Here is a 21,498-nt window from a genome sequence, read left to right as displayed (position 1 = left end):
CTTCGGCGACGGTTTAAGCGACCAGATGATGGGTATCGGCGAGTAGGGCCGACCAGCGCGGATCGACATCGCCAAAATCGGTGTGGGCATGCGCGGTGACTGTGGACAGCACGGTGTGAGGACAGGCGAGGCCAGGGCGGTGTCGATCCGGCAAACCACAGGGGTGGCCTTCGGCGGTCCAGCCCACGACTGCGACCGCGGCGCTGGTTTCCTGGCAGATCTGCCAGATCCGGCTGGCTACCGCATTGGCCCTGGCGGCCGCAGCGTCGCCACCCCATGCGAAGACGATGACGTCGTGGCAGTAGGCCGCCCGCTCGATCCACCAGTCGTTGTCCGGGCCCACCGGGTCGGAGGTACTCGTCAACAGGTGCGCGTCGTCAGCCGCAACCGCGGCGTACAGGCAAAGCGATGTGTAGCCGCCGTAGCCAAATCCACGAGCGAACGCTGCCGCGCGGCGGGAGGCGTCGTCGTCGTGGTGCTCGTTGGCCCCCGAGGGCCGCAATTCGATGATCATCAGGGACGGCCCGTCATCCCAGCGTCGGTGCAACCGGTATCGGTAGGACCTATCAGCCGAGAACTGGGCCCCTCCCGCCCCCGTGCCGTGCCACGTCGGTAGATGCAGGTCCAGGGACAGTGTCATGACGCCACCGCCACTGGGGGGAAAACCTGTGGGCAGGCCGGTGCCGCGGGTCCGTGAGAATGCACCTGGGAGCACTTGGCTTCATCGGCGCAGCAGATCGCGCACACATGGAACAGGAGTCCTCGTTCGCAGGTAAGGCCTACCCCGTCGATGACGAAATGGGTTTCCATGTAGTCGATCTCGGCCGGATCGCAGCGGCACTGCTCATAGACGCCGACCGGATCATGAAGTGCCCGAGCCGAGATGCCGTCGATGTGCGGGCCGTAAGTGCCATGCTTTGCTTCCGCGTTCCGACTGATCAACGTCGGTTCGGTCTGAGTGTTTGGGAATGTCACAACGAGCTCCTTGCTGCGTGGCCGGAAAGGGTCGATGACTCCCACACCGACGCTCCAGCTGCGCTGTCGAATCGTGGATGGATGTGCCGGCGGGCGGTGCAGCGCGCCGTACAGATGGCGATGCGCCAGCCGGTCAGATCGCTGGCCAAACGCACGTTGAGCGCGTCGCGTCCGATGGCTGTGGCGAAGTTGTGGACGGACACGATGACGCGGATATCGCGTGAGGCGGTGGAGACAATGTCGGCCGACTCAATCTTGACGGCGAGCGCGTTGACGACATATCCGACGGGGTCCGAGTCGTAGTTGACGACCGAGATGCGTTCACCAGGAATCAGGGCTTCCACTTCGTGGACGCGGACGCCCCGTTGCCCAATGCACGTCGAGGCAGCGTTAATGCCACCAACCGTGGCCGTCACCGCGACCTTTGCGTAGCGCCCGGGGTCGCGAACCGCATCGACCACTCGAATAGCACCGGTGGCGACCTCAGGGATACGGCGTGCGAACAAGGCGGAGAAGAACGCGCGGTCGGATCCGATGCTGTGGCGGTATGCGGGATCTCGGAAACTGGTCATGAGATGAACCTCTCGATAGCCGCGGCGGGGTGGCTGTTCGTGCTGGCGTTGTTGACCCAATAGACCGAACGTCCTCGGCTCGCGACGCGCTGCGCCTGACCACGACGCTCCAGGGTGACGAGGAGCCGATAAGTACCCTCGACAAGCAGGTCGGAGAAGCCGTGTTCGCTAGCCCGGTGGCGAAGCTCTGATGTGGAGACTGCGCGATCAGTGGACCGCAGCTGCACCGCAAGAAAGTCCCGCAACGCTGCGGTCGTTAAACCCATTGGTAGGCACCGTGGTTCGGCGGCGAAGCGCAGATGCGGCGCCGGGTCGTTAGGAGATACGCTCATGAAGGACAGGCCGATCTGTATGGGCGGCGAAGAGGAATGCGTTATCCGGCGTGGGCGGGTGAGAGGTGACCGAATGCCAACGCCAGCTGAACCGGCGAGTTGGAGCACTGGCGCACCAGCGTGTGCCGATTGGTCAGCGAGATGACCGCGGATTGGTCGTCGCGGATGTCGTCATCTTCGTCGAGGTCGTCGTACACGGATTCCGGCGCTGGCGTGATGTCTGGCGTGATGTCGATGTCGTCGCATGCGATTCCGTCGACAGTGGTGCCCTCAAGTGCGGGGTCTTCGACCCGTTCGCCCGCCAGAACAGCAGAGGTTTCAGGGCCAGGCGAGAGGGGAGGGCCCATTTCCTGGCCGGCGATGATAGCTAGCTGCGCCCGACTGACCTCCAGGCCTGGACCGGGGGCGAGCCGGTAACCGGCCCAGATGCCGAACTCGGCGCCGGTCTTCAAAGCTTTGATGGCGCACTGTCTTTGGAAGAAGCATCCCCAGCAGGCGGCCATAGCCTCGGGATTGGGCTTCTGCTCGTCGGGATGCCAGAGTTCTGGGTCGTAATAGCAGGGCGTGGGCCGCTCGGGTTCGTCGTGAAGCTTCGGAAGAACCGCCTGATGAGGACGACCTGGTGGGCGTCCACGGCCTCCGGCGTGTCCTGATGCCCTCGGTGGGGCCTGTTCCGGGGCGAGTCGGGAAATAGACACAGAACTACTCCTCAAAGGTGTGACGAGTGTGGGAACTCACCGGCAGTGGATGAGTGAGCGCAGCAACGACCCACGCAACGGTGGTAGGTGGTTCGCGATGCCGCGAAAAGAAAGGATGTTGCCGTGCGCGCCGGAGGCGCTACAGGGCCGAAAGGTGAAGTTACGGAACCAAAGTGGCGAATTGGGCGCTGTGCGAGTTGTAGTCGCCGGCGCCAGCTCCGCCGGGTGCAGTTACTGGCAAGTCCTCAGGGGTGGCTCCCTTCGTTCCGGGTAGGCCCCAGTGGTAATGCGGGGCGGCCTGACAGAGTCAAAGTAACATGGAGTCACGACTTGCGACAACATTTACTTTGAAATTGCCGCCTCGTGTACTTCTGCCAACCGTCCGACCAGGCGAACAGCCCTCGGACGCGTCTCTGGTGCTAGCTGCGGAATCAAAGTAGACAAAAGCGTCAGTGCTTGTTCTGCGCGTTCGCGGATCTCGGTATCCATCTGATCGCGGGCGGCCGGGGGCAGTGACTCGGCCATGGCTGCCGCGCTGGCGGCGAAGCCTAAGACCGTCTCGGCGAGAGTCTCGGCCAAGGACAAGGTCTCGTTGGCCGAGGTGGTGTTCGGTGCAGCCGCCGCGGGCGGCGCCGATCCCAGCACTGCACGCAGCTGATCATCAGGTATGCCGAACAAATGAGCCATCCGCGGCACAAGAGCGGCCCCCGGCGGGTACTTACCTAGCTCCCACCCGGACACGGCCGACGGCGTAACTCCCAGCTCGTGGGCGAGGGCGGCCTGAGTCAAACCAGCGGCAACGCGGTAGTGCTTGAGCTCCCACTGCTGTCTGGGCGGCATTTCCAGGAAATCAGCCAGACTGCCACCGAAGAAATCCACCATCCGGACCAACAACTTCATCGACGGGGTGGATCGGCCGTTGAGCAGACTGCTCAACGTTGTCGGGGTAACGCCGAGCTCGGCCGCGATGGCCTTCTTTGTCGTCCCAGCCTGCTCGCACGCACGGCGAAACGCCTTGGCGGAAAAGAAGTCTGCGGTGTTGTCAGCCATCGCCATCCGAATCCAGAGGCCGCGGCATTACACACCAGATCGCGCTACCCGCTCGGCAGCGGCCAACCACCGATGGGAGCGCCACGCAGGAATCGCCTACGTCACACCGAAGTGCTGCCGGCTACATCCTCTGCCCCGGCCTGGTCGGCGCCGACATACCGCCCATGCGCGTCGCGCAGATCCTGGGCGTGCGACGAGTAGCGGCCCGCGAGCGCCGTTCCTGACTGGTAAAACGCTGTCTGGAATTCAGCAACGGCGGCGGTGAACTCGGCGCCGACGGGACCGTAGCCGGTCGTCATCTGTTCGAGCAGATCAGGATCGGGCTGGCAGCCTGCCTCGACTTCGCCAGCGACTCGATCGTTGGCGGTAGCGAACTGAAGGATCTCGTCCTCGTTTACCCGTAGTGCCATGTCAAAAGGGTATAGCGGCAGTGGAAGGACGAGCAAGACCACCACTTGATCCACCGCGTACCAGCTGGACCGGGCGGACGACAACCACCGGCGGCACTACCGCCTGGTAACCACCGCTACTACCGAGCTACCAGTGCAGGTCAGCGACGTAAATGAGCCACCGCGCGGCCGTGTGAGCGAACCCACTGCCAGGCGCTTACCGCGGCTCCTACCTCAAGGCTCTGGAGAACAATAAAAGCTGCTGCCAGCATTGATTCATGACCGACTTGCTGGACAAGCTCCTGGCCGACCCGGAGCTGCTTGAATGGCCTCGATTCACCACGCCGGCGGCGGACGACCCCGGTGGGGCGCCCGCTGATGATATGGCGCCCGCGGGAATGGCGTCGCACATGACGGGCGCCGCATCCGACGACCGCGAGTTGGCCGTCGAGAAATTGCGGTCATACATCGATGAGACCGCTCCCGGAGATCCAACAGCCAGCGACGCGGAGTTCGGCCGACTCGGATTCGATGCACCGCCGGCCGGCGACGATGCCGTCGATGCCGCCCAGCGCACCACAGACGACCAATATGCGGCAGAGACGACCGCAGATTCGAAATCCGCGGCACATTCAGGAACTGCCGAAAACAGCGAAGACCACGATCCGGCAGACAACAACGAAACGCCCTTGGCTTTCGACGATATTGCCGCCAAAAACAATGCCCTTTCCTCCGGCGTCGGCGCTGTCGGACAATGGCTCAAAGACCAGAACTGGAAGAGCCCCCGCACACTGGGTATAACAGCGGCCTCAGTTATCGCGGCAGCGGTCCTCGGGCAGTGGATACTGCAAGGCGCTGGCGACCACACCCCGACAGCCCAACTGGCCGCACCATCGACCAGCCATACGGCAGCGCCGGCAGCGCCGGCGGTCCCGGCGGACGGTCCTGTCCAGGTATTGACCGCAACAGCGCGTTGCCCAGCGCCGAGCTCGGACCCGATGAACGCTCTGCGCGTGGAAAGCACCCAGCCATGGATCTGCGTGCGTGCGTGGCAGATCGACGGTCAGATCCTGGAGGTGACCTTCGACAAGGCCTACGTGATTTCAGCGGTGTCGATCATGCCGGGCGCCGACAGCGAAGAGGGCGGCGAGGACCAGTGGGCCAAGTTCCGCACGGTCCAGTTGCTCAACTGGTCATTCAATGACGTCGGGAGGACCAACTGCGACCAGGACACCCGCAACGAGCGCAAGACAGCCACGTTGGAGATCAACGCGGCGAACTGCTACCACCAGGGGCCTTGGCAGCCGGTGGTAGCTAGCTCTGTGACGATCACGATTCGCCACACCGATCAACCGTCTAACCCGAACTCCGTGGGCACACCCGCCGGCGATCCGAGTGCCAATGCGGACTACACCGCCTTCGCGGTAAGCCACCTCGAACTCATAGGGCACCCCTCGGGCGGCTAAAGCCTCCTACCGCAATCGAGATAGCCTGCTACCACGCTGATCTGGTAGCAGGCTATCTCTGTGTGGAAGCCATGTTGGTAACAACCTATCAGTGCTGGTCAGCTAGCTGCATAGCAGCGCTGGAATGCCAGCGGACACCCAAGTTAGGCCCCTGACAACCCCACTTGCAGGCTCAGCTACCTACTCAGAAAGCTAGCAAGTTATCAGCTAATTTTCCTAGCGAACCTCTCGGCGCTCCTTCGCCTGGCGGCTCGTCGCGCCGAGCTTAGCAGGGGTTGTCAACCACAGCAACATCGTGTAGGGGGCCCGACGAACTTGTCGCTTTTCTCGCTAACGTGTCACTCCAGGGCCGTTGCGGTGGGAAACCCCAGGCAGACACCCGATTCCGTCGAAGCGCCCGGCTCACATGCCGCACGACCCAGCCGCGTGCCAGAGGGGCGACCCTTGCCGGCGCCCTGCTCGATGCGGAGCCGATCCTCGACGAGGTTGGGGATGGGCCTGGCCCGGAACGGCTGGTCAGGACAGCGCCGAACCCCGCCGCAGACCCGAACGCCACTCCGGCCGGGTTCGAAACCAGCGTTCCCGCACCTCAGAGGCGGTCCTCTGGAAAACGGGTATTCCCCTCTGCATCGTTTGACCTGTGAGTTTCCGCCCCAGCACCGGCGACCGGGTCCGCCACTGGACCCAACAACACCGCCCTAGTCGACGCACCGTGTCTCGCGCCGGTGTCATCGCCTGCCTAGCCCTCGGCGCCCTCGGCGGCTTCAACGCGATCGCCACAAGCTGCGCCCCCGACCACACGGTCACCGTTGGCCAACTCGACACGACGCTCAACCGCGGGACGTCGGTCAGCGGCTTCGCCGACGCCTACGTCAACGTCTACCTGACCACGACATCGGCGAGCGCCCTGACCGCCTTCACCGGTGCCCGCATCACCCCGACTGCCGTGCCGGTAAGCGTGATCAAGACCGCCCCCTGGTCGGTGACGCGTCAGCCCAGCGGATTCGCCAACGTCGACTACTGGTCAGTGGTCATCGGCGCATTCGTCAAGCCCATCTCGAAGGCACCCGAACTGCGCTTCTATCAAGTCCCCGTCGCCGTCGTTCAGGGAAACCCCCGCATCACCACCGCGCCAGCCATCGTCAACGGCCCCGACATCGGATACGACATCGACCTGGACTACCCGTCCCAGGTCTCGCAGGATTCCGACGCCTATAAAACCGTAGCCGACTTTTTGGACACCTGGCTGAAAGGAACGGCCAGTCATCCTGCAAGCGGCGATATCAGCCGCTACAGCATTTCTCCCCGGATCCGCCCATTCGACAACGCTCCATTCACCAAGATCGGTATCGACTCAATCAACGCGCAGGCCGACATCCCAGCCGACGCGCAAAACGGATTCACCACGAAAATTCTGGTTACCGCGGAAGGGTCGATAAATGACAAGTCAAATCAAACATTGACCTATCCATTAGTCATTGTGCGCCAGAGCGACAAATGGTTTATCTCCGATATCGACCCGGCACCTCAGATTGCAGGCCGCATCGCCAAGCCGACTGAAACGACGCAGCCGCCATCCAGCGCGTCCACCAATGCCCCCGGATGACGAGAAACAACTCGCCCCGGAAAAAGAAACCGCAATTCCGCGAACAGAAAAGGAGGGTAGAAAATGAACTACCTCAACCAGGTGCTCCTGAACACCATCACTCAGGGCAAGACCACCATCATCCTGGTCATCACACTGGTGGCCCTGGGTCTCATCGCCCTGCTCTACGCCAAGCACCACGGCTCGATCACCAAAGTGATCGTGGTGGTCGCCAGCGCCATCGGCGCCGTGATCATCGTCGTCATCCTTCCGGACCTGCTGCGCGGTTCGGCCAGCGACACCGGCGGACTCACCGGTATCACCAGCCGCTACTGACACCCGACACAGGCACCAGAGGGACCGCATGAGCTCTGACGAATCATCCCGCGGCAGCGCCGACGTTGCCGAGCGCCGGGATCCGCCCATATTCGTCTCGATCTACACCCTGGCGCGCAAGTTCCCGAAACTGATCGGGAAATTCCCGAACGGACAGCCCATCCCGTTCGGTCCGTTCACGCGCATCCAATGCGGCGTCTTAGTCGCGGCGGCCGGGCTCATTCTGCTGGTGTTCAAGCTGCTGGACCCGCCGATCCTGCCCACCCTCTTCGTCGGAGCTGCGATCACCATCCCGTCGGTCATCCTGGCTCGCCGGATCGGGTTCTCCATGGCCCGTACCAGTTCACGGCTGATCTGGCTGGTGCGACCCCGCCTGTACCGCGCCCCGTTGAGCACCGGTGGTCGCCCACCGAGTAAGCACCAACGTCCCGCCACTACCGGGAAGAGCGGCCACGTCCTGGACCTGGAGTTCCTTCAATGATCGTGACCCTGCAGCAGCCCACCCTGGCCGTTACCGACAACCTGCGCTGGACCCGAAGCGGAGTCGTCTACGCCGAGTGGCTACTCGGTGCGCTGCCGAACGGTCATGAGGAACGCAGCGAGAAAACCCGGATCGACAACCAGCACCGGCACCTGTTCTCCGACCTCGGTACGACGATTCTGACCAGCGTGGTTGCCCCGATCGCGATCCCGACGATCGCCGAGAAGATCACCTCCTCGGCACGTCGGGCCGCGCACCGCTACGTGGCCGCCCACCGCGCCGCCCCCAGTTCCGGGGCACGAAGCGACTTCCTGACCCTGTTTCCCGACGCCGCCATCGAGGCCTCCGCGCGGCTCGCCGAGATCGAGACCCAGGATCCGCCGCCGGCCGAGCGACTGCACTGGTTGTCAGTCCCGCTGTGCGGTCCCGCCCGTGGCGGAGACCTGCCCGACGGCTATCAGCCCACCGCTAAAGATGTGAAGGCCTTCACCGTCCTCGCCGCCGACACACAGCGCAAGATCCCCGGGATCTTCCGACCCCAACGGGTCAGCGAGCATCAGATGCACTGGCTGTGGGAGCGCAGCCACACCCGTGGCGTCGACTATCGCGCATACTTGCAGGCGCTCAACGGATCCGAACCCAATCCGTCGGCCCCCCGCCCTTTCCCCCACCGCGCCGCCGGCCCGCACTCGGTCCGCCGCCGCCGCGGCTTTCGGCTCGACGGAGAAGTGGACCCACGGCTGTCACGCGCGGTCAAAGTGGGATTTCCCGACAGCGATATTCCCCCGAGCTACCAAACATTCCTGCTCGTGGATGACTTTCCCGCCAAGCTTGCCTGGCCAGGCGTAGCCGACCAGGTGTTCGCGCTGCTCAATCACTTCGAAGGCGCCGGGGTCGATTACACTCTGCACACCTGGGTCCGCAACCGCGCCGACGCTCTGGCGCACAACGCGAGCTCGCTCAAGCAGCTGGCTGAGCAGATGGACGAACGCGACAGCGAAGTGAGCTTCGCTCAGAACTTCCTTGTCACACGCGGCCAGCAGCTCGCCCAGTACAACACCCACCTGGAAGGCAATCCGGCCGAGACCGAGATCCACTTCTGCCCGATCATCGCGGTGTCCGCGCCCAGCTACGAGGAACTCCGCGACCGCGTCCAAGACGTGCACCGCACGTTCAAAGACATCCCGATCAAGCTCGTCGATCCCGCCGGCGCTCAAGAAGAAGCCTGGGCCGCCTGCCAACCCGGGTATGCCACGCAGCGGGTGACCGCCGATTACACCCATGTCACCGCTACCGACTACTTCTCCAAGTTCACGCCGATCACCGCCGCCAAGATCGGCGACGACGCCGGACCCTGCATCGGCGAGTGCCGGCTCTCCGGGTTCCACGAACCCGTGTACTTCGATCTGCTGGGCGTCACAGAGAAAAACAAATCCGCCAGCTTCGCGTTGGTCGGCGACCTCGGATCCGGCAAGTCGGTGCTGCTGAAAGTCTTCGGTGGTCTCACCGTCGATCACGGCGGCCAGGTGTTCGCCATAGACCGCTCCCCCATGGGCGAGTACGTGTCATTCGCCGAATCCGTAGCCAACGCGGTCGTCATCGATCCGACCAACCCCCAGTACACGCTGGACCTGCTGCGGGTGGTGCCCGGCGCCGACGTCGCCGAGCGCATCCTGCCCGTCCTCATGCGCCTCTTCCAAATCAAATCGGGCAGCCCCGAATCCACCCTGCTGTCTGATCTCATCGAGCCGAATTACCGGGCACGGCACAAGATCAAAGGCCTGCCGGAACTGGTCACCCACACCGCCAACCTGGTCCGCAACCCCAGCCTGGCCACCGGAGCTGTCGCTGATGCCGCACCCGCGGTGATCGCGAAAGTCGCTTCCCAACTTCGCTTCTGGTCGCAACGCACCTACGCCCGTGTCCTGTTCGCCAACGACCTGCCACCGCTGCCGCTGGACGCACCGTTCGTGGTGCTGCGCACCAACAGACTCTCCCTACCGGACGAGAAGAGCAGCCTGGCCGACGATCCCACCAAGCTCTTCGGCGACGTCATCTACACACTGTTTGCCACCATCGCCCGGCAGGTGCTGTTCTCAGAGCCCGATGATCCCGATCCGCGCTTCGGCCTCTTCCTGCTCGATGAGGCTCGCCATCTGACCCGGTCGGCCATCGGGGACGGGATCATCGAGGACTTCGTCATCGACGGGCGCAAACACGACTGCGCGATCGGATTGGCCTCCCAGGATCCAGCGCACTTCCGACGGTTCACCCACCTCATCCCGACCCTGTTCCTGTTCCGCCAAGTCGACGAAACACTCGCCACCGAGGAACTGCGCATGGCCAGCAAGGACGCGGCCCGCGACCGCAACCTGGTCAAGCAACTGATGACCGACACCAGTCCCGGGACCGGCGAGGACGGCGAAACCCCTCCAGAGCGTCGCGGAGAATGCCTGATGAAGGACATCCGCGGCCGGCTCGTCGAGATCAAGATCAAGCTGCCGGCGCGCGGCGACCGCGCCGCCGCGGTGAGCACGACTCCTGGGGCGGCCGCATGAACCGCAATCCATTCCGCATCGCCGCCCGAGCCTGGCGCCGCGTTGTGCTGCTGCTGACTCCAGCGATGATGAGCATCATCAACGCGGCCCCCGCCTGGGCCAGCACCGGCGCGACCGCGGCAATCCTGTGGATCGGTGTCACCGACAGCGCGCATGTGCCACTTGGCTCCTACGGCTTATCGCTGAACAACGGCTCGCTGACCGATCCCGCCGCCGCACCGCCAGCCCTGAGCATGCATTGGTTCTACAGCCTGTTCCTGGGCATCATCGCCACGCCGATCTGGCTGGTGAACAACGTGCTGTCCTTCAAGTGGCTCAAGGTCATCTCACAGCCGTTCGACTTCATCGGCCACCAGCTGACCGTGATGGTGCACAACCCTGTGGTGCTGACCGCAATCGGCCTGATCGCCGCGTCCATCATCGCGGTGACGTTCGCGCTCGGCAAAGTCGGGAAAGCGGCAGCGCAGATCACCACGGCCATCCTGCTGGCTTACATCTCGATCGCTCTGGCCAACAAACCGGTCAGCGAACTCCTCGGCCCGAACGGCGCGCTGACGATGGGCCGCGACATCGGCGTGGAAATCAGCAGTGAGCTGTCCGGAAAGCCCCTAGAGGGGCAACAAGCGGTAGATGCCCTGTCGCAGTCGCTCGCCGACCACTTCGCCCGCACCCCCACCCTCATCTGGAACTTTGGACAAGACCTCGACGCACCGCCCTACAACTGCGGTCAAGCATGGTCCACAGCAATCACCAGCGGACCCGTCGACAAGGTCAAAGACGCCGTCGCCCAGAACTGTCCAGGCGGACAAGACCTCCACGACTACGCCATGAGCGATCCCACCAGCAGGAAAATCATCGCCTTCGTTGCGATCATCTTCGCGCTGGCCGTCGCGATCGTCTTCACCTACCTGTGCGTCCAGGTCGTCATCCTCGCGCTATCGGCAGTGTTCTGGGCGATCGTCGGCATCGTCGCCCTCATCACCGGATGGATCCCCGGCGCGAGCCAAAACCTCGCGCTCAAAGCCGCCCTCGATGCGGTGTTCTCCTTCGCCGGCATGACAGGGATGGTCGCCATCGTCGGTCTTACCGGGACACTTGCCGGTGCCATGTTCTCCGCGGCCGGCGGCGATCTCGTCGTCGCTATGCCCCTGGTCTCGCTGATGCTTGTCGCGATCTTCATAGCCCTGCGCAAGGTCCGCAAAGGCATCCTCAAGGCCCGCGAGCGCACCGTCCAGGCCCTGCAACGATTCAATGGATCCCAGGGTGAAATGTCCGGGGCCACAAACATTCTCGAACGCCTCGACCCGCTCACCGCAATCCCGAACGCGACCCACCGAGTCACCAGCCTCGCCCGCCACGGCGCCACCACTGCCGCAAAGCTCGGCATCGCCGCAGCGGCCCCCGAGGCCGCGCCGTTCCTCGGCGCTGCCGACCAACTGCAAAACAGGGCGAGCATCAGGAACCTCAAGGGATCACGCAGAGCCAAGGCCGAAACATCAGCTCAGCAGACCCCTGCTGCCACGGAACTTGAGACGCCTGCTTGGGACGCAGAAACCGTCGAAGTAGGTGACCGGATCCGTTATTCGGGTGGTTGGGACGTCGTTGGCAGGGTGAACGACCAGTCCGTGCGCCTGGTCAACCTGGACGATCGGCTGCCCTTCGATCAGATCGAGGAGGTAAGGACGAGCGCCGGCGCCGGGGTCCGCGTGGTCAGTGGCCAGCGGTCGATCATTGACCAGGTCACCGCCACGGGCGCCCATAACAGCTATTCCCAATCGGGAGCGCCGGCGCCGCCAGTCGGTGGCGGGCAGGCCGCCGAGCCCATCCTGGCCGCCCCTTCTGAACGCCTCTATGGCGCCGAACGCATTCCTGGCCCTACGCTGCCCCACGCTGCGAGCGTCGCCGAGCACCGTCAGCGATTCCCGCACCTGTGCGGAGCACCTACCACCCGCGGCGGCTATTGCATCAACGCGGCTGACTCCTGCCGGCACCACGGCGGCTCGGCGCCGGCGATCCACCCGGCGATCGCCGCGCTGGCTCACCAGAGCGGCGAACCGCGCACCGACGATCCCGACGCCATGCCGGAGTTCTACGCCGACATCCGAGGCGAACTGATGGGACGGCGATAGGTGATGACCACCGCCGTCAAAATGGCCCTGGCCGCGGCGGTTGCCGCGCTTCTGTGCATGCTCGCCCTGCCGATTGCGATCACCATGATGGCCCTGCCAGGTCAGGGAACCCAGCAGTTCTTCGCAACCTGCACCGCGGCGCTCGGCATCCGGGGGGCCATCGTGGCAAACCCCCCCAATGACGCCCCATCTGCGCAGGAAGTCCTGTTGAAGATCGAGCAGACCGCCGAAACACTGGGATTTGGCAGACAGGGGGCAACCGTGACCGTGGCGATCGCTATGCGTGCAACTGGGCTGGCTAACGCCGCAAACGCCAGCGACGCCGACACGCAGCGCTATGCGCATAGCGCAGTTCTCAACGACGGCGGCGCCGGCGCCCTTGGGCTGCCGCTGTCCTGGGGCAGCGCCGCCGATCTCATGACCCCAGAGGTATCCACCGCACTGGCCCTCGACCACATGGTCGACACGGAACCCCGCTGGCGCGATACGGATCCCAGCCAGCTGGCAGCACAAATCACCGGACTGACGGCCGAAGACTTCACCCAGTACATCGCCGACGCCCAAACCCGCCTTGGGGCACTGCCCGCGCCAGCCGAAACCTCCAGCACCGCTGCTACTGCACTGACCTCCGCCGCCCCGACCACCACCCAGCAGACAGCCCAACCCGCACCCCCGACCACAATTGCCGCGACCTCAACGGCAACCACCGTGCTCAACCCGGACCAGGCCAGCTCGGCCATGTCCACCGCGCCCGCCGCCGCGAACTGCCTACACGCACTGACCACGCCGTTGCCGGCTGCTGCACCCGGCCACAACCCCGCCGGACCTGACATCGCTGCCGCCGCCCAGCGCAGTGTGGGCACCGACCAGACCGCCACCACCACCGCCGCACAATCTGCGACCAACGAGCCCATCCCGGCGCAACCGACCACGCAGCCAGCCAACACCGCCGACTCCGCCGGTTACGTCGCCTCGATCCTGTCAAGCACCCTAGGAACCGCCATTCCCACCACCATCGCCGAACAGCTGCAGATCGGATACCGCGTGGTCGCCGACCCCGAACCGGGTGACGCCGTCTACATCGACATCAGCGCGGGCGCGGGCCCACACCTGGCCGGCATCGCCATCGACGCCGACACCATGGTCACGGTGCTGCCCGGGCACTCAGCGCCGGAGTGGACCCGCATCGGGCCGAACCGCGTGATCCGACGCATCGAGGGAGGCCCCGCCGCATGACCCAACCCTCCGCACCCATCGCCACCGCCGAAGATCCGGCCACCAGCGAGGCCGAGAATCATCCCTCCACCGCGAATCCCCCGCACCCCGCGCAGGCCACCGGTCAGTCCGAGGGCCCGGTGCCGGTCAAGCCACCACCGTTGCCCGGCACGTCGGCGCCAGGCACGACACCACCTCCCACCACTACCGCCGCTCCTGCCGCGCCGGGCGCCACGACACCAAACGGCCAGAGCCCCAATGGCACCGGAACCGTCCCGGCCACCACTGCAACCCCCTCGGGCGACACCAAACTGGAAGACGACAAAAAGGATTCGGAAGCCGATCACAAAGGCGACCACAACAACGCCGACAGCGACTCCGACAGCGACGCATCAGCCGACACTCCACCGGATCCAGGTCCGTCACCAGACGCCCTCGGCCAACTGGCCAGTCTCGGCCCCCAGCTGGCGAGCCCGCTCATCAACGCCGCCACCGGCATCCCCGCGGCCGCACTCCAGGGCGCCGGAAGCCTCATCCCGGCACTCGCATCAGCCGTCATGCCCCAACTCGCCGCGCTCGCAAACCAACTCGGCACCGGCGCACCCCCCGGAACCCCCTCGGGCCGCGTCAACACAAGCGGCGCCGACAGTCTCGCCGGCCCCCTAGGCTCCCTGGTCGGCGAAGGCCCCGCCGCCGACGCGGCCCGCAACAAGAACGAGGCCCTGGCCCGCCAAGTCGGCGCGATGCGCGACGTCGAACGCCAACTCGGCGAGATCCTGGGCCTGTCGTCTGCCCGCACCGAAGAAGATCGCGCGAAAATCCAAGGCGTCATCGACGACGTGGAAACTGCCCTCATGTCGGCCGGTGTCCAGGGCGACACCCCCGAGGCGCAAACCGCGGTCATGACGGCAATGCGCAAGGCGCTCGACGAGGCCGGCAGCGTGGTTAGCTCCTCAGCACGCGACAAACTCACCGACGCTCAGTTCGTCCGATCTCTCATCCACAACTACCTGGCAGCAGCCGGCTCGACCGACTCGCTGCACGCGGGAGTCGCCGGTAGCGGCGCTGGCGCCAACGCCGCACGTATCGCCCATGACGCGCTCGGCCTCCCCTACGTCTGGGGCGGCGGCGGCGCGCTAGGGCCCACCGGCGGCGGATTCGACTGCAGCGGTCTTACCCAGTGGGCCGTCGCCCGCGCATCCGGCGGCCGCGTAATCCTGCCCCGCACAACCTACGAGCAGATTCACGCCGGAACCGCGGTACCGCTCAACGCACTCGCCCCAGGTGACCTGGTCTTCTCCAATTGGTCGTCGCCGGGTGTCCCCGAACACGTCGCGATCTACATCGGAAATGGGCAAGTCATCGAAGCCCCGCAGCGAGGTGTACCGGTGCACATCAGCAACCTGCCTTCCGGCGCGCAGGCCCGCCGCGTTCTATAACTGAACAGAATGCATTGACCTCAGGAAAGAGTGTCTAGATGATGGCTAATGACACCACTACGGACGGATTCGAGATCAGCGTCGACGAGGGCGCCTACCTCGTGGAACACCTCGACCTCAGTGGCCGCTTGCCCGAAGTCCTCGCGCTGTACAACCCCATGACCGGCCCCGACCTCGCCGAACCGTGGAAACAGCTGCAACGAGATCGCCTCACCGAACGCGGCATCCTCACTGCCAACGGAACACTGCCCGAAGTCACCAGTCTGGTTCGCACCATCGCGCATGCCGAAGAAACACTCGCTATCCGGATCATCCCGCTCCACGAGCCCAACACCATGTTGCGCGTCGCCATCGCCTCCCGCTTCGGCCAGTACGTCGTCGCCAGCCGCACCCGCCACATCTTTCTGGTCCAACAGGTGCCGGCCGCCGACTGGCTCACCGCCACCACAGCAGTCCTCGCCGTCAACCTAGGCACCATCGAACCGGCCCCCCTCACAGATCTCATCCAGCTCACCGCCGCGGAGGCGGCACGCATCGCCGACACAGCCCCCGGACACGCCACCGACCGACTCATCGAACACGGCCTCGACCCCCACGACGCCGCCATCCTCAACGCCTCGTCCAAACCCGACGTCGTCACAGAAATCACCGCAATGCGCCGCGTCGACGACGTCACCCGCCGCACCAAAACGGCAGTGTCCCTCCTCGACACCGAGAACTACGGACGCGTCCTCGCCTGGCCTCACGTCGGCGTAGATCGCCAAACCCATCTGACCTACGCCCCGATGTCCAACCAACGCCTCGACGGTGCACTGCGGGCACTGTGGGGCTCACTCGACGACCGCTAGCCCGAACATTCGCGTTACCTAAGGGACGTCTTTCTCCTGACCATCGAAGGCGCCTTCCTAACAGCTACCTAGCCTGGGTCAAAACCGCTGCAGGACAACCTATAACGCTCCGGTGAACTGGTCCTCTTGAGAACGGGGCGAACGGCCTCAAAAGTGGATGAGGTGAGATCATCGCTGTTCGCTCGCCTCGCTGCCGTCGCCAACTCGCCGCGTCCGCGGCCCAAGCCGGTCCGCGAATTCCACGTGCCCGCCGAGCAGCTCCCCCAGCAGGTTCTTGATCGGTTGCGCCACCCCAGCGCGCCTACCTATGTGGTGGCCTGGGACCGCACCGCCCATGACGCCGTATTTCGCCCCAGCGAGGTTCCCCTGAGGTGACCAGTGGCCAGACGCGCAAGACCGCAGATGAGGAGAACCCCGCAGCTGTGCTGCTGGGCATCCTGGTCATCGTCGGTGGTGCCGGCTACCTGGGATACCGGTACCTACGCAAGAACACCGACCTGGCGGCCTCCGTGGACATCCCGACTGCGGCCGCGGTCATCGGCGCGACGCTGATTGCCCTCGTTACTGCAGGCATCGTGTGGCACGGCGCACGCCCCGGTGAGCCGTCGGCGGCCGAGCCCGAAAAATGGACGCTTGCACTGCCGGTGGGCCCAGCGACCATCGGCACCGCATCGGCGGCTTTCGCAGTGACAACCGGCGCCGCCCGCTGGCTTCTCGCGATGCCATTCGTCACCGCGATTGGAATCGCCCTGGCCGCCGGCATCGCCACCGCCGGCCTCACCATCGAGCCCTACCGACTGCGGTGCGCCCGCCTGCAATTACGCGGCACCCTAATCCAGGCGCTCTACGCCCCGCTCGGCCACAAGCAACCCTCACTGCAGGTCGTCCCACAGGCGAAATGGGACGCCAAAGCCGCAGCGCCCCAGACGATCACCATCCGAGCAGGCCGCCCGATGACAGCCACACTGCCCTCTAACGACGACCGGCTCGAACTCGACGACGCCATCGGCACGACAACAACCACCACCGCCCGACGCCTCGATCCCGCCACCACCATCCGCCGCGCCCTGCGCACCCATTGTGACGCCCACTATCGCGTCAGCGCCGACCCGTCAGCGCTGGTATTCACCGCCACACAGTTCGTCCCCGAGCAGATGGATGAGGAGCTGGCCGACCTCACCCGCAAGGCCCGCGACATCTTCGAATCGTCTGCCACCGTGACAGGAACTCTCGCCGACGGGTTCACCATCAAGCACGCGATCGCCAAGAAACTGATGGGCGACTTCCGTAAACGGGTCGCCGAACAGAACCTCACCGAACTTGTTGGTGGCACTTGGCGGGTCAAATGGGACATGCCGGCATCGACTGTGACGTTCACCCCCAAACCGGTGCTCCCATTCCCGCTGTTCACCAAGCCAATTCCCGCTGTCCGGACGATCGAAGAAGCGATCGGCCAATACCGCCAGACACGGTTCGCCTACGGTGTCGACCTCGACCTGGGCATCCAGGAATGGGATCCGCTGGATTCGCCCCACACCCTCGTCAGCGGAAAAACCGGCGCTGGCAAGACGGTCTACCTCCGCGGCCTGATCATGATGGCCGCGCTGCGCGGCTGGGCGGTGGTTCTCGTCGACTTCAAGGGCGGCTCGTACTCCGACTTCGTGGGCTGGCCCAACGTGCACATCATCAGCAGCGACCCGTTCGAGTCGATCGCCACCATCCACCGCATGTACATGCTCATGGAGGACCGCAACGCGCGAGCTCGCTGGGACCAATCGCAGTGGGAGCACAACCTGCCGTACCTCATCGTCGTCGACGAGGCAGCCCAGTTCAAAGTTGTACTCGAACGGCTGTGGGCCAACCTGAAACCGAAGAACGGCGCCAAGGAATGCCCGACATTGACAGAGCTCGGCGAACTGGCGCGCCTGGCGCGGACCGCGCGGATGCACCTTGTGGTCGGCATGCAACGGCCGGACCACACCCTGATCGACACCGAGGCCCGCGACAACTTCGGCAACCGCGTGTCGGTCGGCCCGATATCACGGATCGCGGCCGAAATGCTCTGGGACGACAGCTATGTCGGCCGCTACATTCCTCGGATCAAGGGTCGCGGCATGTCCACGGGCACACACCAAGATCCACGGGAGACCCAGTACTACTTCACTCCAGCGGCCAACAGCACGGTCCCCGAGGAGGCCGCCGTCATCGAACAACTCCGGCCCCCCGTGACGCTTGTCCCCCGATACGTGCCGGAGCTACCGCTGATGCTCGACGGGATTTCGTGGAACGAGATCGCGGATGCGCCGTGGTTCGCGCTGTCGGAGCGGCCCGACCTCGATCCCACCAACTTCTTCCGGAAAGTCACCTCGTTCGATGGAGATTCACGTCTCGGATTCGATGTCGCTGAGATCATCCGGGAAGCCGAAAACGAGGGTATGGAAGAACTGATGCTGGCGCCTCGGGATCTGCAGCCCAAGGATGTCGTGTCCTTCGACGATGGGCACGTCGGTGAGGTTGACGGCATCGATGTCGCCGACGATGGCGTGGTCACGGTGATGTGGCAAGACGACAACGATGGCCGCCTCTGCGTGTCCAGCTTGTCGCCGACGAGCCGTCTGGCGGTCCAGCGCAGCTCCTCTTGAGAACAGCCTGCGTACGGCCTTAGCGTCGTAGGCAAACCCGCTGTATTCGCTGGCGGGACCAGGAAAGGGGCGCAAGCAGCTCATGTCTTTTGAGGATCTGCTCGATCCGGGCGACATCTTGAGCGCCGCCGCTGGGGCTCCATTTGGGCCGGCGGGGCTGGTGGTCGGCCCCGTTTTCCGGGAACTGTTTGACATCGGACGCGAACTTTTCGGCTCGGGTGACCATCCGAAGATGCCGCCGCCGCCCCAACCTCCACCGGCGACACCACCGCCCAACGGGCAGGGGCCAACACAGGAGCAGATCGACAAGATCAACCAGGTGCTCGCCGATATGCAGAAGCAGATCGAGGAGATGCACAAGGCTGGCGAGACCGCGGCCGATGAGACCGGGAACAATTCCGATGCCGGCCGGACAGCGCATGATCAAATCCTCAGCGGCGGCGGTGATCTGGGTCCGGCACTCGCGGCACAAGGTGGCACCCCGGAGGCCGACGCGGGCAGGCTCGCCGCGCTGCAGCAGCAACTCGACGAACTGAAGCAGAACGTGCAGGAAAAGGCTGGCAACGCCGACGGCATCGCTGACAGCCTGCGCAACCTGGGAATGGGAATGCCTGGAATGGGCATGCCCAGCCTGGGCGGCGGGCCCGGCCTAGGCATGCCCAGCCTGGGCGGAGGAGGCCTCGGTGCGCCGGCGGGTCTTGGTGCACCGCCTCCGCTGAGTTCCCCCGCGCGCAACAAGGACGATCTGAAGCCAGCGGACCTGTCCAAGCCCAGCGATGCGCTCAAGCCCGCGCCGGTGACCGACCCAGCCGCACCACCGCCGACGGTGGGGACACCAGCCGGTACCGGTGCCGCTCCTCCGCCGGCAGGCGCCCCGCCCGGCCCAGCTGCGGCTCCCCCTGCAGGTGCTGCGCCGCCACCAGCCAAGCCTGCGCCCGATGCTGCGGGGAATGCACCCGCGAGCAAGGACGTCACGCTGCCAAGTGGCCAGGTTGTCACCGCGCGAACACCTCAGGGCGCGGCCGCGGTACGCCAGGCACTCACCCGGACCCCCGACAGCGGCGATGTCGCGACGGCCGCATACGCCGGAACTGGTGTGGAGCTTCCCACCGACGGCGCCGAACTCGGCAAGAAGGTCGACCCCGCCGACGTGAAACCCGGTGACATCGTGGTCTTTTCCGACCACACCGCGATCGTCGCCGGCAATGGCCAATTGATCGGCCCGGACGGAAAGCTGCAGCCGCTCGGCGTGATCAACGACATGCCCGGCTTCAAGGGATTCTTCGATCCGACCGCAACCGCCGATGCACCCGCCCCGGCGACCGGCGCCACACCCGGCGCGCCAGGAAGCCCGCCGGTAACAGCGCCGACGGCCCCGCACGGCTCAGACCCGAGCAGCTCGACTCCCACATCGGCCGTGATGGCCAGCCCGGGAACCACGAAGCCCACCACAGGACCAATCAAGCCGCCGAGCGATCCGGGCTTCGGACTGCCCGCCCAACCCAACCATGACAGTTGAGCAGGTCGTCGACGACTACCTCAAAGGCGTACGCGAAATCGTCGGAACGACACCCGCACCGACTACCCCGACGTCGCCGTCACCATCGGCGCTGCCTGAATTCCCCAGCGCCGACTGGACGGGCAACGCTCACGACGCTGCGATCGCCGCTGGCACCTCGCTGCAGCAGGCGCGACAGAACCTGAACACCGCCGCGGGCGGCGTGGCCACCGCCACCGAATCGGCCAACAGGATCGCCGGGGACGCCACGACCCAGCTCGACGTGATCGCCGTCGAATGGGAACACGCCAAGGCCGCCGCCGGCGTACTGCCCTCCCCCGGCCCGCGCGATGCCGCGCTGATGCCTCAAGCGCAGATGACCATCGGTGAAGCCGTTGTCCTCATCTCAGCGACCACCGCCAAGTACGCCGACGCTGCCGCTGAGGTGCGCAAACACACCGCTACCCTGCCCAATCCCATACCTGTGCAGAAGCAGCCGGATCCTGAAGGCGACGGCGGCGCACCACCCTCGCCCGGCCTGTCGACGACAGCGACCCCCGGCCCAGATGTAGCGCTGGCCGGAGGTGCGCCGATGCCCACTGGCCCGATGGACGGTTCGGTGGGCGCGAATTCAGCACCCACCGCAGCAATGTCCAACATGCTGCCCGCTGCGGCCGGGATGATCCCGGCCGCAATGGGTATGCCCGCAGCGTTTATGCCGATGGCCTCCGCGCTCCCGGCGGGCGCGGCGCCCCTCGGCGGGATGCTCAGCCCGTTCATGCAGGCCGCCGCCGGCAGCCCCTCGCCGTCCACCACCGCCACCGGTGGCGCCGAGGACATCCCGAGCAGCGGTGCTCAACCCTCCAAACACACCGGACAACCGCGCACGATCAGGGAGGCGATCGACGGAGCCCTCGACGCGCTCGGCATCACCGATCCACAAGCGCGCCAGCGCTGGCAAGAGGGCTACCAGACGCTGATTGACCGCGAGTCGAGCGGCAGAGTCCATGCGATCGCCAACGGCGATTCGAACGCCGTTGGTCCGATGATGGCCGACGGGGGGCATCGAGGATCCTCCCGCGGCCTTGCGCAGGTCACACCCAGCACCTTCGAAGCCTTCTGGGTGCCTGGCACCAGCAAGGACATCTTCGACCCGGTCGCCAATATCGCCGCATCCATGAACTACGTCATCAGCGACCCCAAATACCACGTTTCCCCGAGCGGTGTCGACCTCGCTACGAAGATCGCCCAGGCAAACCCCCGTTCCCAGGGCGGAGGTTACTGA

19 protein-coding genes are annotated in these 21,498 nt (G+C 65.2%); 13 read left to right on the top strand and 6 right to left on the bottom strand.

Annotation, left to right across the window (positions count from 1 at the left end; genetic code table 11):
- Nucleotides 1–13 precede the first annotated feature (13 nt).
- From AAHS21_RS15515 to AAHS21_RS15490, 6 genes are all read right to left on the bottom strand, one after another.
- Nucleotides 14–640, bottom strand: coding sequence for a DUF1643 domain-containing protein (locus AAHS21_RS15515; RefSeq protein ID WP_342928496.1), 627 nt, complete (start codon nt 638–640; stop codon nt 14–16).
- Complete coding sequence (locus AAHS21_RS15510; protein ID WP_342928495.1) at nt 637–975, bottom strand: hypothetical protein; 339 nt, start codon at nt 973–975, stop codon at nt 637–639. The genes AAHS21_RS15515 and AAHS21_RS15510 overlap by 4 nt, the downstream gene beginning before the upstream one ends.
- Complete coding sequence (locus tag AAHS21_RS15505) at nt 972–1,547, bottom strand: transcription elongation factor NusA (RefSeq protein ID WP_342928494.1); 576 nt, start codon at nt 1,545–1,547, stop codon at nt 972–974. Before AAHS21_RS15505 ends, AAHS21_RS15510 begins: the two co-directional genes overlap by 4 nt.
- A gap of 373 nt (nt 1,548–1,920) precedes the next feature.
- Nucleotides 1,921–2,577: a WhiB family transcriptional regulator gene (locus AAHS21_RS15500; RefSeq protein WP_342928493.1), complete on the bottom strand. Its 657-nt coding sequence runs from the start codon at nt 2,575–2,577 to the stop codon at nt 1,921–1,923.
- Between the two features lie 342 nt (nt 2,578–2,919).
- A complete protein-coding gene (locus AAHS21_RS15495; RefSeq protein WP_342928492.1) occupies nt 2,920–3,627 on the bottom strand; it encodes a helix-turn-helix transcriptional regulator in 708 nt (235 codons plus the stop codon).
- Nucleotides 3,628–3,728: 101 nt separating this feature from the next.
- The gene (locus tag AAHS21_RS15490; protein WP_029371741.1) at nt 3,729–4,037 is read right to left on the bottom strand and encodes a type VII secretion target; all 309 of its coding nucleotides are present in this window, start codon (nt 4,035–4,037) and stop codon (nt 3,729–3,731) included.
- A 257-nt stretch (nt 4,038–4,294) separates the two neighbouring features.
- Between AAHS21_RS15490 and AAHS21_RS15485 the strand changes: the two genes are divergently transcribed.
- The 13 genes from AAHS21_RS15485 (at nt 4,295) to AAHS21_RS15425 (ending at nt 21,498) form a co-directional block, all read left to right on the top strand.
- A complete protein-coding gene (locus AAHS21_RS15485; protein ID WP_342928491.1) occupies nt 4,295–5,482 on the top strand; it encodes a hypothetical protein in 1,188 nt (395 codons plus the stop codon).
- Nucleotides 5,483–6,122: 640 nt separating this feature from the next.
- Nucleotides 6,123–7,088 carry a conjugal transfer protein gene (locus tag AAHS21_RS15480; protein ID WP_342928490.1) on the top strand — a complete coding sequence of 322 codons (966 nt, stop codon included), beginning with the start codon at nt 6,123–6,125 and terminating at the stop codon, nt 7,086–7,088.
- 63 nt (nt 7,089–7,151) lie between these two features.
- A complete protein-coding gene (locus AAHS21_RS15475; protein ID WP_029371744.1) occupies nt 7,152–7,403 on the top strand; it encodes a hypothetical protein in 252 nt (83 codons plus the stop codon).
- Between the two features lie 28 nt (nt 7,404–7,431).
- Nucleotides 7,432–7,884 (top strand): hypothetical protein, encoded by a 453-nt coding sequence (locus AAHS21_RS15470; protein ID WP_225332286.1) that lies wholly within the window; start codon nt 7,432–7,434, stop codon nt 7,882–7,884.
- Entirely contained in the window at nt 7,881–10,442 is a 2,562-nt protein-coding gene (locus AAHS21_RS15465; RefSeq protein WP_342928489.1) for an ATP-binding protein, read from the top strand. Before AAHS21_RS15470 ends, AAHS21_RS15465 begins: the two co-directional genes overlap by 4 nt.
- Nucleotides 10,439–12,571, top strand: a complete 2,133-nt coding sequence (locus AAHS21_RS15460; RefSeq protein WP_342928488.1) for a hypothetical protein — start codon at nt 10,439–10,441, stop codon at nt 12,569–12,571. The genes AAHS21_RS15465 and AAHS21_RS15460 overlap by 4 nt, the downstream gene beginning before the upstream one ends.
- A gap of 3 nt (nt 12,572–12,574) precedes the next feature.
- Entirely contained in the window at nt 12,575–13,807 is a 1,233-nt protein-coding gene (locus AAHS21_RS15455) for a hypothetical protein (RefSeq protein WP_342928487.1), read from the top strand.
- Nucleotides 13,804–15,225 carry an NlpC/P60 family protein gene (locus AAHS21_RS15450; RefSeq protein WP_342928486.1) on the top strand — a complete coding sequence of 474 codons (1,422 nt, stop codon included), beginning with the start codon at nt 13,804–13,806 and terminating at the stop codon, nt 15,223–15,225. Before AAHS21_RS15455 ends, AAHS21_RS15450 begins: the two co-directional genes overlap by 4 nt.
- Nucleotides 15,226–15,263: 38 nt before the next feature.
- Nucleotides 15,264–16,073, top strand: coding sequence for an ESX secretion-associated protein EspG (locus AAHS21_RS15445; protein ID WP_342928485.1), 810 nt, complete (start codon nt 15,264–15,266; stop codon nt 16,071–16,073).
- Nucleotides 16,074–16,235: 162 nt separating this feature from the next.
- A complete protein-coding gene (locus AAHS21_RS15440) occupies nt 16,236–16,448 on the top strand; it encodes a hypothetical protein (protein ID WP_342928484.1) in 213 nt (70 codons plus the stop codon).
- On the top strand, nt 16,445–18,715 hold the full coding sequence (locus AAHS21_RS15435) for an FtsK/SpoIIIE domain-containing protein (protein WP_342928483.1): 2,271 nt from the start codon (nt 16,445–16,447) through the stop codon (nt 18,713–18,715). The genes AAHS21_RS15440 and AAHS21_RS15435 overlap by 4 nt, the downstream gene beginning before the upstream one ends.
- Before the next feature lie 82 nt (nt 18,716–18,797).
- Nucleotides 18,798–20,234: a hypothetical protein gene (locus AAHS21_RS15430; protein WP_342928482.1), complete on the top strand. Its 1,437-nt coding sequence runs from the start codon at nt 18,798–18,800 to the stop codon at nt 20,232–20,234.
- Complete coding sequence (locus tag AAHS21_RS15425; protein ID WP_342928481.1) at nt 20,224–21,498, top strand: hypothetical protein; 1,275 nt, start codon at nt 20,224–20,226, stop codon at nt 21,496–21,498. Before AAHS21_RS15430 ends, AAHS21_RS15425 begins: the two co-directional genes overlap by 11 nt.

This window comes from Mycobacterium sp. 050272 (assembly GCF_039023525.1).
Taxonomy (GTDB): domain Bacteria; phylum Actinomycetota; class Actinomycetes; order Mycobacteriales; family Mycobacteriaceae; genus Mycobacterium.
The sequence above is the reverse complement of the archived record's forward strand: the minus strand, read 5'-3'. Positions and strand labels throughout refer to the sequence as shown.

What these genes read in the sequence shown, in the direction of transcription:
- AAHS21_RS15515 (WP_342928496.1), bottom strand. Translation starts at nt 640, where the DNA reads ATGACACTGTCCCTGGACCTGCATCTACCGACGTGGCACGGCACGGGG.
- AAHS21_RS15505 (WP_342928494.1), bottom strand. Translation starts at nt 1,547, where the DNA reads ATGACCAGTTTCCGAGATCCCGCATACCGCCACAGCATCGGATCCGAC.
- AAHS21_RS15495 (WP_342928492.1), bottom strand. Translation starts at nt 3,627, where the DNA reads ATGGCTGACAACACCGCAGACTTCTTTTCCGCCAAGGCGTTTCGCCGT.
- AAHS21_RS15490 (WP_029371741.1), bottom strand. Translation starts at nt 4,037, where the DNA reads ATGGCACTACGGGTAAACGAGGACGAGATCCTTCAGTTCGCTACCGCC.
- AAHS21_RS15485 (WP_342928491.1), top strand. Translation starts at nt 4,295, where the DNA reads ATGACCGACTTGCTGGACAAGCTCCTGGCCGACCCGGAGCTGCTTGAA.
- AAHS21_RS15475 (WP_029371744.1), top strand. Translation starts at nt 7,152, where the DNA reads ATGAACTACCTCAACCAGGTGCTCCTGAACACCATCACTCAGGGCAAG.
- AAHS21_RS15470 (WP_225332286.1), top strand. Translation starts at nt 7,432, where the DNA reads ATGAGCTCTGACGAATCATCCCGCGGCAGCGCCGACGTTGCCGAGCGC.
- AAHS21_RS15465 (WP_342928489.1), top strand. Translation starts at nt 7,881, where the DNA reads ATGATCGTGACCCTGCAGCAGCCCACCCTGGCCGTTACCGACAACCTG.
- AAHS21_RS15460 (WP_342928488.1), top strand. Translation starts at nt 10,439, where the DNA reads ATGAACCGCAATCCATTCCGCATCGCCGCCCGAGCCTGGCGCCGCGTT.
- AAHS21_RS15455 (WP_342928487.1), top strand. Translation starts at nt 12,575, where the DNA reads ATGACCACCGCCGTCAAAATGGCCCTGGCCGCGGCGGTTGCCGCGCTT.
- AAHS21_RS15450 (WP_342928486.1), top strand. Translation starts at nt 13,804, where the DNA reads ATGACCCAACCCTCCGCACCCATCGCCACCGCCGAAGATCCGGCCACC.
- AAHS21_RS15445 (WP_342928485.1), top strand. Translation starts at nt 15,264, where the DNA reads ATGATGGCTAATGACACCACTACGGACGGATTCGAGATCAGCGTCGAC.
- AAHS21_RS15430 (WP_342928482.1), top strand. Translation starts at nt 18,798, where the DNA reads ATGTCTTTTGAGGATCTGCTCGATCCGGGCGACATCTTGAGCGCCGCC.
- AAHS21_RS15425 (WP_342928481.1), top strand. Translation starts at nt 20,224, where the DNA reads ATGACAGTTGAGCAGGTCGTCGACGACTACCTCAAAGGCGTACGCGAA.